Genomic DNA, 13,329 nt, shown 5'->3' with positions numbered 1-13,329 from the left:
AAATATCTCTAATTTAAACACAAACCCAATTAAAAATCTTAAAATTTCAATTCTAGGTGTTTTTTTAAAAATTTGGTTGAGCTGAAAAACGGGTCATATTTTTTATTAATTATCCTCCTTGAATAAATCCCATGCTCATTTTCTTCTATATATACATTATGCTTAAAAAATCGATTAAAAGTCATATTGTTCATGACTAATTTTTTACTGCCAAACACAATTTTTAAAGTATCAATCTCTACAGGAGACTCAATTTTATTTTCACCTATATCAATTCTAAATTGTTTAGGGAGGGCTTTCAATGGTAGTTTAAATACAATTGATTGAAAGTCTTGGCTTCCTTCTACATTAACACTTACAACATCTCTTTCATTATATTTACCGTTGGCAGAGTCGATATAAAACAATTGGAATTTATCATCCTCAATTACTTTTGCCGTCAATATTATTCTAGAACTATTCTCTTGAAGTTTCTTTTCTTTACTACCGCACGAAACAAAAAAGATGAGTATAAGAAAAATATTGCTAATTAATTTAAATTTTGCACACATGTCTTTAAACTAGTTTGCCAAGGTTCAAGTTTAATGCCAAAAGTTTTAATAGTTTTTTCCTTGTTCATAACACTATACTTAGGCCTTGATGCCTTTGTTATATAATCAGAAGAAGTTACGGGAAATACTTTGGTGTCTGAATTACTGAGCTTAATTATAGCCTGGGCAAAATCATACCAACTTAAAACCCCTTCATTAGAAAAATGATAGATACCATATTTATTGTTTTTATCTAATATAATTTTTAATAGAAAATGAGCTAAATCTCTTGCATAGGTAGGCGAGCCTATTTGATCTGATACCACATCTAATCTATCTTTTTCCTTGCCCAATTTAATCATGGTTTTGACGAAATTATTTCCAAATTCTGAATAAACCCAAGATGTTCTTATTATAAAATACTTCTTCGCTACTTTTTGAATCAATCTTTCGCCCTCTAATTTACTAGCGCCATAAATATTTAAAGGCCGTGGTTGATCTAATGTGGTGTATGGCTCCTCTTTTGTTCCATCAAAAACAAAATCAGTAGAAACGTGAATGAAAATACAACTATATTCGTCACATACTTTCGCTAGGTATTTACTTCCGTCAGCGTTAATTGCATATGCCAAATCTTTATTATCTTCGGCATTATCTACTGCTGTATACGCCGCACAATTTATGCAATAATCATAATTTTTATTCTTGAAAAAATTTCGAACTGCCTTTTCATTTGATATATCCAACTCATTTGCATCAGTAAAATGAAATACAATATTTTCGGTAAATTGTCCTTTTATTTCTTGAATGGACATGCCTAATTGACCGTTAGAGCCTGTCACCAATATACTTAACATAAAAGGGCATCTTTAAAAGTAGGCAATTCCAAATCTTTCGATGATAATTTCATGTCATCTTTTGAGATTTTCCAATCTATATTAAGTTGTTGATCATTATATATGATTCCACCCTCAGAAGAACTGTTGTAATAATTATCACACTTATAAAAAAAATCTGCAGTATTAGATAAAACCGCAAAACCATGCGCAAAGCCTCTTGGTATAAAAAGTTGTTTTTTGTTTTCACTACTTAATACTATAGAGAAATACTGGCCAAAAGTTTGGGAGCTTTTTCTTAAATCTACAGCTACGTCCAAAACAGATCCATTTAATACCCTTACTAATTTTGCCTGGGCAAACTCTCCACTTTGAAAGTGAAGTCCCCTTAAAACTCCCTTGGTTGAAAAAGACTGGTTATCTTGCACAAAGTCTACATCTGCTCTAATTCCATCATTAAATTTATTTTTATTATAGGATTCATAAAAATAACCTCTTTCATCATTGAAAATAGTCGGTTCTAAAACAAAACATCCTTTGAGTTTAGTTTCGTTAAATATCATTTATTCTTATTTAAAATGCCTAGCAAATTTTTACCGTATCCACTTTTCATTAAAGGTTCAGCCAATTCTTTAAATTCTTTTTTATTGATATATCCCATTTCATAGGCCGCACTCTCAATGGCGCCAATTTTAAGACCCTGTCTTTCTTCTATGACCTCAACAAACTGAGATGCTTGCATTAATGATTGAAATGTGCCCGTATCTAGCCAAGCTGTACCTCTATCCAAAATACTTACACTCAACTTACCACGCTTTAAATATTCTTTGTTAACATCAGTAATCTCAAGTTCACCTCTTGGGCTAGGAGGAATTTTTGCAGCAATATCTACGACATCATTATCGTAAAAATATATTCCAGGAACTGCAAAATTGGATTTAGGTTCTAGTGGTTTTTCTTCGATACTAATAGCTATTCCTTCATCATCAAATTCCACCACACCATATCGTTCTGGGTCATGAACTCGATAGGCATATATTATTCCTCCATCTGGATCATTATTAGATTGCAATAATTTGGCTAAACCTGAGCCATAAAAAATATTATCCCCTAATATAAGCGCTACCTTATCTTTTCCTATAAAATCTGCCCCAATAATAAAAGCCTCTGCAAGACCGTTAGGTGCATCTTGCACAGCATATGTAAAAGAACAACCATATTTTTCGCCATTCCCTAATAACTCTTCAAATAATGGTAAATCTTTTGGGGTAGAAATAATCAATATTTCGCGAATGCCTGCGTACATTAAAGTAGACAAAGGATAATAAATCATTGGTTTATCATAGATAGGCATCAATTGTTTACTAACAGATAATGTAAGTGGGTGAAGCCTGGTACCTGAACCACCAGCTAATATTATTCCTTTCATACTTTTTACTTTAATACAATTATATTATGAATACATTTTTTTATAATATTCTTTGTAATCTCCTGAAGTAACATGGTTCAACCAATCAGAATTAGAAAGATACCAATCTACAGTCAATTCTAGACCTTCTTCGAATGTAACTGAAGGTTCCCAACCTAATTCTTTATTTATTTTCGTGGCATCAATCGCATACCGTAAATCATGTCCTGGCCTATCCTTGACATAGGTAATTAGCTCCTCTGATTTACCGTTTGGTCTATTTAACTTTTTATCCATAACCTGGCAAAGAAGTTTAACCAAATCTATATTTTGCCACTCATTGAAACCTCCAATATTGTAAGTTTCATGATTATCACCTTTATGAAACACCAAATCTATTGCTCTAGCGTGATCCTCTACAAAAAGCCAATCTCTTGTATATTTTCCATCTCCATAAACTGGAAGCGATTTCCCTTCAATTATGTTATTAATAAAAAGAGGTATTAATTTTTCTGGGAAATGGTATGGCCCATAATTATTAGAGCAATTTGTAATGACATAAGGAAAATTATAAGTTTCCCCATAAGAACGAACAAAATGATCCGAGCTTGCTTTAGATGCAGAGTATGGAGAATTAGGGTCATAAGGTGTAGACTCTGTAAAAAGACCCTCTTGGCCCAATGCTCCATAAACCTCATCAGTACTTACATGATAAAATCTTTTTCCCAAAGTACTATCTTTCCATGAGTTCTTAGCAGCATTTAAAAGGTTAACGGTTCCAATAACATTCGTTCTCACAAATGCTAAAGGGTCTTCAATTGACCGGTCTACATGTGACTCCGCAGCTAAATGAATTACTCCATCAAAATTAACTTTAACGAATAAATCATTAATAAATGGTTCATCAACAATATCACCTTTTATAAAGTGATAATTAGGAAAGTCTTCAATATCCTTTAAGTTTTCTAGGTTGCCGGCATAGGTAAGTGCATCTAAATTATAGATTTGATAATTTGGATAATTCTGCACAAATCTTCTCACCACATGAGAACCAATAAAACCTGCTCCACCTGTAATCAATAAATTCATAGATTTTTTTAATATAATTCTTTTGCTTTCTTATTAAGGTATCCTATAAAAGATACAAGAAAGAAGATTGTCAAAAATAGTATGGGAATTAAAACAATCTTTTTTCCGAAAAACGATTTTTGCACTACCTGGGCCTGTCCAGAATAAATTACACTCAATGGCTCCCTGCGGGTTTCTAATTCAAGCTTTTTCGATTCAATATCCTTAATTAATTCATTTTTCAAATTAAATAAGCCTGTAATATTCACAGATTCTTGATTATCCAACAAAATTCGGTCATTCCCAATTGGTGTATTTTGCTTTGCCATTTTATTTGCATAGTTGGCAATAATTTCATCCAACTGCTTTAACAATTTTTGATTTTCTAAGATACGACTCGTTGCATTAGCCCTATAAATTACTATAAGTCCATCAAAATATTGATTTGTATTGATATATTTTAAGACCTTGTCAACAAAATCTTTTCCCATTTCTGGATTATTATAGAAAAATGTAATCCTTTGGTTAAAAGAGCTTTTACTCTGAAGTTCCGCCCTAACTATATCAGCGATAGCATCTGTATTTTCAAAACTTTGAAGAAGCTCCAAATATTGTAAATCCGTTTCAGATGTCCCTGCTTCAATAACTCGGTTAATAGTAATTTCTAATCCCGCAAAATCGATTTCTTCTATACCAATTGACTTAAAAAATAATGTGTCCTTAGCACCAATTTTTGATTGAATTTCATCTATAACATCATACAAATAATTTTTACTCTCCATTTGAGGTTTCACAATGACCTCAGACTTCATTCTTTTGGATATTATTTTGCTAAGCCCATACCCTAAAGCGAAGCCGAACAATACTAAACCAATCAGTATAAAAATATTTTTTTTCAGGTATAGGAAGACTCTAAGAAAGAATCTTAACACTGCATTTAATGCGCTTCCTATTAATTTAAATAATTGCCCCAAGTCAATTTCATCAGAACTATTTTGGGTGGTTGGTGATTGATTATCCGCCATGTTATGAATTAAAAATTTGTTTTAAAATTTTATCGGTAATTAGATATGTAGGTTTTACTCCTGTTGTACCCAATCCTCCAGAGGCTAATGTGCTTCCCGTTTCTAAAGGATTGTCTGATGCATAATATGCATATCTCACCTTAACATTTTCACCTATACTCTTTCTTATTTTCGATGCAGATTGTATTGCCTTTTGATAATGTACTCCTTCCATCTCCAGTCCTATAACATTCCAGGTAGATTTGTGAAAGAACTTTAAAATATCCTTGTTCTGAAGTGATGTTCCTAAAACAGTTACCATAGTCCCTTCAAAAACTTTTAAACCATATCCTTCAAAATCTTTGGCACACAATTCATTCTTAAATGGATAATTATCTGCTGTTCCTTCAAAAATATGTGCTGATGGTATCATCAAGTCTCCTTTTCCTCCTTCTAAAATACCAGCTTTACCCATTATCGAAACTGAATCCACATTAATTAAAGACCCATTGTTCTTTTTTGTACTATATGGTTTTAACAACTCGTCAATAGTTTCATAAGCCTGCTCACCAAAAGCGTAATCCATAACAAATATAACAGGTTTTTTATCAATCTCTTCTGTTGAAAAATCGTACGAACAGTTGTTCACTTTTATCTTCGCTGTATCAAAAATTTGAACATCGATATTAGTGCCCGAGGTATCATCGATTGAAATCATTCCATTGATTTCCGCCAATTCAGTTACTTTCTTTCTTAGCTCAGCATTACCAGCACTACTTAATGCCTCGAATATTTCTAATGAATCTACTTTAGGAAATTCACTTGTCAATGCTGCTTTTGCAAAAAGTGAATTCATAACACTATGCATGTTTGCAGAAATAATATGAATAGGCCTGTGTAATAGGTTATTTTTTACTAAAACACTTTTTATATTGTTGGCCCAAATTTCGCCATGAATATGATGCCCCAATCGTTCTCTCAATAAAGCACTAAACGTTATAGCTCTTTTTTCACCAGAAATTTCTTCCTCCAGTGCTAGTTTTCCAAGCCAGTAAATTACTTTTAGAAATCTTTCTGGGTTAGTTTTAGTGCTGAATTTTTTATATACTTCTAATATTTCCTCAAAAGATCTTCCTAAAATATTAGCGGTATGAATTAAGGCTATTTCGCGTTCTTCTTGAGTTAATTCTTCTTTATTAACTGCGCTTTCAAGCTTTGCCCAATCTCTTATTGTTTTTTCCGTTTCGGGTATTAAAACTCGATTACAGATTTTTTCAGATTCAATAAACAAAAAAGTTAGGTGAGTTAAAATATCATAGATGTCAGAGCGACCTCGTGTTATCTCAATATTCATCTGTTCATCATCTATACGATAACAATTTCTTCTTCGCTTCGGTGGAATTATTGGATTGATGTGGGAAATACCATAACCTTCATCTGAGGTTAAATTGATAAACGTACATTGCTCAATACCTTCTGGCAAACGCTCTAACACATAAATAAGACCATTTAATTCAGCCTTTTCTTCACCGACCGAGCCGTATATTTCAGGTCTTAATTGTAATAGTGCATTTTTTAGTGCTTCTCCAGAAACTCCATTTGGCTTATAAAACCCCCTATTAAAAAGATGGCGCATGGTAATATACATGCGTTCAATAGCATTTGTAGATTCTTGAGCTCTAGTTGTAGTGATTGCTTTTCCCATGGAAGATTTCAAACAAAATTACAATTTAATATTTGTTATTAAAAAGCTAGATTTTAGTCTTGCTGTATTTCGACAAACTATCGGCCACTTTTCGGTCATTTGATAATCTTTGAACTTTATTCTGTCCGCCTAGTTTTCCTATAGATTTCATGTAAGATAAGAATCCGCCATTTTCAATCGGAGTAATCTTTAAAGTTTGCAGAACCTTACCAATAATAAGATCATAATAATAACTATTCTGCTTTTGTAAAGCCCCATCTAACTGTTGAATAAACAAATTCATATCACTCGGTGGCTTTTCAAACTCAATAAACCACTCATGATATGGTAATTCATTTCTTTCTGGGGTTATCTGCGGTGCAACTGTAAACTCGCTTACACTGGCGTCGGTTGCGCTAGTTGCTACCAACATCGCTTCTTCTACTTCCTTTGCGATTACATGTTCCCCAAAAGCTGAAATAAAGTGCTTAATTCTTCCGGAAACCACAATTTTAAATGGATAAACAGAAACAAACCGAACAGTATCTCCTAAATTGTATGCCCATAAACCGGCATTTGTAGTTATAATCATTACATAATCTACACCTATCTCAACATCTTTTAAAGTAAGTCGTTGTGGATTCTCCTCAAAAAATTCATCTGATTTTACGAACTCATAGAATATACCAGCATCTAAGAGCAACAACATACCATTTTCCTTTTGGGAATTTTGATATGCAAAAAAGCCTTCACTTGCAGGAAAAAGTTCAATGCTCGCAACCTTTCTTCCAATCAGGTTTTCAAACTTCTTTCTATAGGGTTCATAATTGACTCCTCCATAAATAAACAGTTCAAAATTCTTAAACAAATCTCCAACATTCTGATTGGTATTTTCTTTGAGTTTTTCGAAGTACATTTGAACCCAAGAGGGAATGCCAGCAATAACGGTCATGTCCTCATCTTTGGTTTCCTTTACAATAGCAGACACCTTGGCTTCCCAGTCTTCAATGCAATTCGTCTCCCAACTAGGCATTCTATTTTTCTGCAGGTAATTAGGAACATAATGTGCTGAAATACCAGAAAGCCTTCCTAATTTAACCCCGTTTTTTTCTTCTAAAACAGGACTCCCTTGTAAGAAAATCATTTTACCAGAAACAAAATCAGCTTTACCCGTTTCATGTATATAATTTAGAATTGCGTTTCTAGATGCCTTAACCTGTTCTTTAATAGAATCCTCGGTTATAGGTATATACTTTGCTCCTGATGTAGTTCCTGATGTTTTTGCAAAGTAAATAGGCTTTCCTGGCCAAAGAATATCACTCTCACCAGACACAACTAAATTTACATATTCTTTTAATTCCTCGTAATCTCTTATGGGTACATTTCGAACAAAATCAACATGTGATTGAATAGTGCTTAGGTTGTGGTCCTTTCCGAATTTGGTGTTTTTAGCGCTTTCTAAAAGGCTTTTGAAAACCTCTTCTTGCGTTTCAATAGGTTTGTTCACCCACTTGTTGGTCCTTTTAGCAATCCGATGGGCAAATATTTTAGCAGCTATGGTCTTTAAGGACATCTAATTCTAATTAAAATCAATATAATTAACCGGGTCTATTGGTGTTCCATTATCCCAAAGTTCAAAATGCAAATGTGGTCCCGTAGTAAATTCACCTGTGTTACCTACGGATGCAATAACCTCACCTCCCCTTACAATATTCCCTTGAAACTTTGATAATGAGCCATTATGTTTATAAACACTCAACAATCCGCCTTCGTGTTCAATAATAATCACATAACCCGTATCAGCTGTCCATTCAGAAAAAATAACCGTACCATTGGCAACAGCTTTTACCGGACTATCAGTAACAGCTGTAATATCAACCGCATAGTGTTTTTCATTCGGATTATAACCCATAGTTATTGAACCAGATACTGGCGTGAACAATAAAAGGTTTTTTTTGTCAATTACGCGTTCAAATAAATTGTATTTATCCTCAAGGGCAACTTCAGCCCGTAATAATGAATCTTCCCTTATTGGGTTTAAATCTACAGATTCAGGATCTAATTTAAATTGTTGAAAAAGAGAATCTCTATTGACAACGGTATTCTCAATATCACCCTTTAAAACCATTCTAATGTTATCTAAATACTTATTAGTATAATTTAAGGTTCTAACTAAGGAGTCAGTTTTATACGTAAGCTCTGTAGCTTCTTTTTTAAGCCTCGTAGAAGAATACCCAGGTATATACTCGCGTAAGGGCGTAAAGGCAATTAATAAAGTAGTTAACCCTATAAGGGTAATCATAAAAAAAGACCCTGTTACAAAAACATTGAGCCTGCTAAGCTTGAAAGATATTTTCTCCTCAAAAGTACTTTCGTTCAAAATGACCAAACGGTACTTATGAAGCAACTTTCGTTTTATTTCTTTCCTTTTTTTAACTTTCTTGGCCATCCTAACAAAGATAAACTTAGAATTTAATTAAGACGGTCTTTAAAATAATTAATTCTACAAGACAAGTCTAAATATACTTTAGTTACGATTCTTATATATTTATGGTTTACATCAACTCTAACATTTCCGTTCAAAAAGAAAAAAACTTTAATTACTACATTCCATTTTTTTAAAAACTTAAACAATTGGTTTTCATATATTCAGCAAGAAGCATACTTAAATAAAGTTATGCTTCCATTTGTTTTATATTATATTCATTTCTAAATAAATTACGTTCAATATTTAAATTAAAGTAATTCGGCAGTTATGTATTGCTTGTCCAAAACAATTAATAAGATAATAGTTTACTTGCTATATAATACAATCTTTAACCAATTTAGATATTCTTTGTTATTATAAAAAAGAATTGGATTACGCTAATTGAACAGGCTACCAAATAAAATAGCCCAACTTGTAATGTTTAGAAGCCAATAATCACCATACAAACAAAAAATAAACCAATCAGTCTATTGTTGAGCATGTATCAAGTTCATTTCTAAATTTTGCATTATATCAAATAAATAAACACTTGAAGTTAATATTAACAGCAAACTAAGAAGTTTTTAGTATCTTTGAAATCCATTTAAAATTAAAGTCTTATGACAATCTTATCTACTTTTTTGGCTATAGGTGCACCGCAAATAATTCTAGTGGTAGTGGTTGTTCTACTATTATTCGGAGGAAAAAAGATTCCTGAACTAATGAGAGGTTTAGGTAGTGGTATAAAAGAATTTAAAGACGCCTCTAAAGAGGACGAACAATTAGAAGAAAAGAAAAAGGATTAATTTATTTTAAATCCTTTTTAAATAGCTTTATCAAGCCCTGTACTACAGGGCTTTTTTTGTGCTCAAAACTCATATAGATGTTTTCTTTAGCCAAAATATAATGCCGTTGAAATGCTTAAATAATCTGCTGAAATGATTATCAAAGCTACTGATAAAGCTGAATACACGACAAAAAACACTTCTTTCACAACAAATACTATACGAACCATAGCATTAAAACTAATTTCGTCTATGTTGTAGTATTATCAAAAATATAATAACCCCCCAAATACTACAGATTTACACCTTGGCGAATCCTTCGGCTCAAATTATAATTATGAATATAAGACCTTTTATAAATCTGTATTTTTTAATCTTTGTCATTTTTATTAATGCTCAAGATTTTCAAGCTAACCTAGCCTCGGCACAATCCTTTGACACTAAATCTATCTCTGAAGTTGAAGTTGAGGAAACAGACTCAGAGGCATTTGAAAGAACCGCCGAATCCTATGCTATTTTACATAAGACATTTGAAAACATTGACGATGTTCAAAATGGTTATTATGTAATTACAGGTATTTTTAGCAATAGCAGAAATTTAAAATCCCAAGTTAGACTATTAAATGAAAAAGGTTTTGACTCAGGTTATTTTCAAAATCCTGAAAACAATTTATACTATCTATATTTAAATCACTACGAATCTTGGAAAACAGCTTTAGAGGATTGTAGTACGAAATTCGACAATCGTTATACTAAAGAATTCTGGGTTCTGAAAGTGGCTAATAGTAAGCTAAATACAGAATATTCTAAGCAAGGCACATCAACTTTAAATAAAAATGTCACTTCTAAATCGGTTGAAAAAGATTTTCAAGCCACTCTAGCCTCAAAACAATCATTTGACTCTGAATCTATACCTGAAGTTGAGAAAACAGACTCAGAGGCGTTTGAAAGAACTGCAAAATCCTATGCTATTTCACATAATACATTTGAAAACATCAAAGATGTTCAGAATGGTTATTATGTGATTGCAGGTATTTTTAGTAATAGTGGAAATCTAAAATCACAAGTTAGAAAATTAAATAAAAAAGGTTTTGACTCAGGTTATTTTCAAAACCCCGAAAACAATTTATACTACCTATATTTAAATTACTACGAATCTTGGGAAACAGCTTTAAAGGATTGTAGTACAAAATTCGACAATCGATATGCTAAAGAATTTTGGATACTAAAAATGGGTAATAGTAAGCTAAATTCAGAATTAATTCCTTTAGATGAAGTAACATATGATGATTTAGAATATTCTGAACAAAGCGCATCAACTTTAAATAATAATGTTGCTCCTAAATCAGTTCAAAAGGAGTCTAAAAGTAAAATAGTACAAAGAGCTGATGAGTACTTTAATAAAATGTGGTACGCAGAGGCTGCAAAACTCTACGAACTTGCTCTAAACAAGAGCAATGAAGATTATACTTATGAAGTATTAAAAAAAGCAGGTGATGCACATTATTTTAATACGGATATGGAAAAAGCATATAAGTGGTATAATATCTTGTATGAAAAATATGAATCAGAAATGAGTTCTGATTATCTTTTTAAATACGCACATTCCCTTAAAGGTATTGGAAATTACAAAAGGTCAAAACGTCTTATGAAATTATACAATAGAAAATTAGCAGGGGAAAAGATAGAAAAGAATAGTGAATTAAATGAAATTGTATTGGACGGTCTTTTACGAATGGATGATAGGTTTGATGTTAAAAATATTGCTATTAATTCAAAATATTCTGAATTCTCACCAATGTACTATAATGGCAACGAAATAGTTTACGCCTCGGCAAAAGATTCATCTATATTTAATACCAGAAGGTATAAATGGAATAATCAACCGTACTTAGATTTATATGTAGCCAAGATAAATGAAGAATCTCAAGATCTTAAGAATGCCATAAAGTTCTCTAATGAGATTAATACTAAATATCATGAAGCGTCAGTTACCTTCTCACCTGATAATAAAACCATGTATTTTACGCGAAATAATTATGGTAAAAAATTGAAGAGAGATAAGAATGGTATCAACAATCTTAAAATATACCGCTCTAAAAAAATAAACGGAGAGTGGACAAAAGCAGATGAAGTTTCTTTTAATAGTGACGACTACTCTACAGGTCACCCAGCATTAAGCAATGACGGCAAGCAACTTTATTTCGTTTCAGATATGCCAGGTAGTATAGGTGAGACAGATATTTTCGTGGTAGATGTTTTAGGAGATGGTTCTTTCTCTTCACCAAGAAACCTAGGTCCTGAAATCAATACAGAACATAAAGAAATGTTTCCTTTTATAAATGAAAACAAACTTTACTTTTCTTCAGACGGTCATGTTGGTTTAGGGGGTTTAGATGTTTTTGAAGTTGCCTTCGATGATGAAGTTGGCTTTCTAGAAGTTAGAAATGTGGGGAAACCTATTAATAGTAAGAAGGATGATTTTTCATTTATAGTAAATGAGGATACACAAGAAGGATACTTTGCGTCTAATCGTGGGGGTGGTAAAGGTGATGATGATATTTATTCCTTTAAAACACTACAAATTGAGGAAATTCCAACAAATACAAACGCTATTTCTGGCATAGTTACAGAATTGGTAAGTGGTGATATAATGCCAAATGCATTAGTACAATTATTAGATGAGAACAACATCAAACTTAAAGAAATGGAGACGGACGAAAATGGAAGTTTCGTTTTTGAAGATTTAGAATCAGATAAAAGGTACGTTCTAAAAACTACAAAGGACTCTTACTTTGATGACACCAGAGACGCAGCAACAAAAAATAACGAAATTGTAAATGTTGATGTTTCAATGCAGAAACTAAATGATATGATAGCAGTTGAAGACGGAATTAGAAAACTAAAGACAGAGATGATTCACTTTAATTTCGACAAATCATTTATTCGTAAAGATGCTTCTTTAGAACTTGATAAACTGGTTGCTGTCATGAATGATTCTCCAAACATGGTAATTAAAATTGAATCACATACCGATTCACGAGGTGATGCCGTATACAACAAATACCTTTCGGACAAACGTGCCAAATCGACAAGAGAGTATATTATAGCTCGAGGGATAGACCCTTCAAGAATAGAAAGTGCAATTGGTTTTGGCGAAGAACAATTACTTAATGGTTGTGATGGTTCTGTCCGCTGCACGGAAGAACAGCACTACCTTAACCGTAGATCAGAATTTATTATCGTAGATATGTAAACTTTAAAAACACCGCCAAAGGCGGTGTTTTTTTTTCAATTGTATTATGCCACCCTAAATGGAACCATGGTGTTATGCATAAACTCTTATTATCTCCTAAAATGATACTTAAATATCTTTTTAATTAGCATTTAGCCTATACTTATACACCTTTTACCGATTATGACACTTTCACTTCCAATGTATTTAATCCGTCATATTTTACCGTTCATAGAAATAGTTTTAATGTAGATACTTTTCGTAGTATTAATTCCCCTTTTAACTAATCTTTTCAATAAAGGAAGAATTAAA

General features: G+C 32.3%; 11 protein-coding genes. 2 read left to right on the top strand and 9 right to left on the bottom strand.

Features of this window, described 5'->3' with window-relative positions:
* Nucleotides 1–38: 38 nt before the first annotated feature.
* Genes B5X55_RS08940 through B5X55_RS08900 form a run of 9 tightly spaced genes read right to left on the bottom strand, consistent with a single transcriptional unit; the run spans nt 39 to nt 8,979 of the window.
* Entirely contained in the window at nt 39–551 is a 513-nt protein-coding gene (locus tag B5X55_RS08940) for a hypothetical protein (RefSeq protein ID WP_079512285.1), read from the bottom strand.
* Nucleotides 530–1,387 (bottom strand): dTDP-4-dehydrorhamnose reductase, encoded by an 858-nt coding sequence (rfbD, locus tag B5X55_RS08935; RefSeq protein ID WP_079512284.1) that lies wholly within the window; start codon nt 1,385–1,387, stop codon nt 530–532. The genes B5X55_RS08940 and rfbD overlap by 22 nt, the downstream gene beginning before the upstream one ends.
* Nucleotides 1,381–1,929 (bottom strand): dTDP-4-dehydrorhamnose 3,5-epimerase, encoded by a 549-nt coding sequence (rfbC, locus tag B5X55_RS08930; protein ID WP_079512283.1) that lies wholly within the window; start codon nt 1,927–1,929, stop codon nt 1,381–1,383. Before rfbC ends, rfbD begins: the two co-directional genes overlap by 7 nt.
* Nucleotides 1,926–2,795 carry a glucose-1-phosphate thymidylyltransferase RfbA gene (rfbA, locus tag B5X55_RS08925; RefSeq protein WP_079512282.1) on the bottom strand — a complete coding sequence of 290 codons (870 nt, stop codon included), beginning with the start codon at nt 2,793–2,795 and terminating at the stop codon, nt 1,926–1,928. The genes rfbC and rfbA overlap by 4 nt, the downstream gene beginning before the upstream one ends.
* A 24-nt stretch (nt 2,796–2,819) precedes the next feature.
* The gene (gene rfbB / locus B5X55_RS08920; RefSeq protein WP_079512281.1) at nt 2,820–3,863 is read right to left on the bottom strand and encodes a dTDP-glucose 4,6-dehydratase; all 1,044 of its coding nucleotides are present in this window, start codon (nt 3,861–3,863) and stop codon (nt 2,820–2,822) included.
* A gap of 8 nt (nt 3,864–3,871) precedes the next feature.
* Nucleotides 3,872–4,867, bottom strand: a complete 996-nt coding sequence (locus B5X55_RS08915; protein WP_079512280.1) for a hypothetical protein — start codon at nt 4,865–4,867, stop codon at nt 3,872–3,874.
* A 1-nt stretch (nt 4,868) separates the two neighbouring features.
* On the bottom strand, nt 4,869–6,551 hold the full coding sequence (locus B5X55_RS08910; RefSeq protein ID WP_079512279.1) for a DUF6909 family protein: 1,683 nt from the start codon (nt 6,549–6,551) through the stop codon (nt 4,869–4,871).
* A gap of 46 nt (nt 6,552–6,597) precedes the next feature.
* The gene (locus B5X55_RS08905; RefSeq protein WP_079512278.1) at nt 6,598–8,103 is read right to left on the bottom strand and encodes a GH3 auxin-responsive promoter family protein; all 1,506 of its coding nucleotides are present in this window, start codon (nt 8,101–8,103) and stop codon (nt 6,598–6,600) included.
* A 6-nt stretch (nt 8,104–8,109) separates the two neighbouring features.
* Nucleotides 8,110–8,979, bottom strand: coding sequence for a M23 family metallopeptidase (locus B5X55_RS08900; protein WP_079512277.1), 870 nt, complete (start codon nt 8,977–8,979; stop codon nt 8,110–8,112).
* A 638-nt stretch (nt 8,980–9,617) separates the two neighbouring features.
* Here B5X55_RS08900 and tatA point away from each other — a divergent pair.
* Together tatA and B5X55_RS08890 are read left to right on the top strand one after the other, a co-directional pair.
* Nucleotides 9,618–9,803: a twin-arginine translocase TatA/TatE family subunit gene (tatA, locus tag B5X55_RS08895; RefSeq protein ID WP_079512276.1), complete on the top strand. Its 186-nt coding sequence runs from the start codon at nt 9,618–9,620 to the stop codon at nt 9,801–9,803.
* Between the two features lie 316 nt (nt 9,804–10,119).
* Nucleotides 10,120–13,038: an OmpA family protein gene (locus B5X55_RS08890; protein ID WP_079512275.1), complete on the top strand. Its 2,919-nt coding sequence runs from the start codon at nt 10,120–10,122 to the stop codon at nt 13,036–13,038.
* Nucleotides 13,039–13,329 lie beyond the last annotated feature (291 nt).

The organism is Maribacter arcticus (genome assembly GCF_900167935.1).
GTDB classification, from domain to species: domain Bacteria; phylum Bacteroidota; class Bacteroidia; order Flavobacteriales; family Flavobacteriaceae; genus Maribacter; species Maribacter arcticus.
The sequence above is the reverse complement of the archived record's forward strand: the minus strand, read 5'-3'. Positions and strand labels throughout refer to the sequence as shown.

Bases quoted from the DNA above. Each gene is read 5' to 3' on its own strand.
- B5X55_RS08940 (WP_079512285.1), bottom strand. From the start codon at position 551: ATGTGTGCAAAATTTAAATTAATTAGCAATATTTTTCTTATACTCATC.
- rfbD (WP_079512284.1), bottom strand. From the start codon at position 1,387: ATGTTAAGTATATTGGTGACAGGCTCTAACGGTCAATTAGGCATGTCC.
- rfbC (WP_079512283.1), bottom strand. From the start codon at position 1,929: ATGATATTTAACGAAACTAAACTCAAAGGATGTTTTGTTTTAGAACCG.
- rfbA (WP_079512282.1), bottom strand. From the start codon at position 2,795: ATGAAAGGAATAATATTAGCTGGTGGTTCAGGTACCAGGCTTCACCCA.
- rfbB (WP_079512281.1), bottom strand. From the start codon at position 3,863: ATGAATTTATTGATTACAGGTGGAGCAGGTTTTATTGGTTCTCATGTG.
- B5X55_RS08915 (WP_079512280.1), bottom strand. From the start codon at position 4,867: ATGGCGGATAATCAATCACCAACCACCCAAAATAGTTCTGATGAAATT.
- B5X55_RS08910 (WP_079512279.1), bottom strand. From the start codon at position 6,551: ATGGGAAAAGCAATCACTACAACTAGAGCTCAAGAATCTACAAATGCT.
- B5X55_RS08905 (WP_079512278.1), bottom strand. From the start codon at position 8,103: ATGTCCTTAAAGACCATAGCTGCTAAAATATTTGCCCATCGGATTGCT.
- B5X55_RS08900 (WP_079512277.1), bottom strand. From the start codon at position 8,979: ATGGCCAAGAAAGTTAAAAAAAGGAAAGAAATAAAACGAAAGTTGCTT.
- tatA (WP_079512276.1), top strand. From the start codon at position 9,618: ATGACAATCTTATCTACTTTTTTGGCTATAGGTGCACCGCAAATAATT.
- B5X55_RS08890 (WP_079512275.1), top strand. From the start codon at position 10,120: ATGAATATAAGACCTTTTATAAATCTGTATTTTTTAATCTTTGTCATT.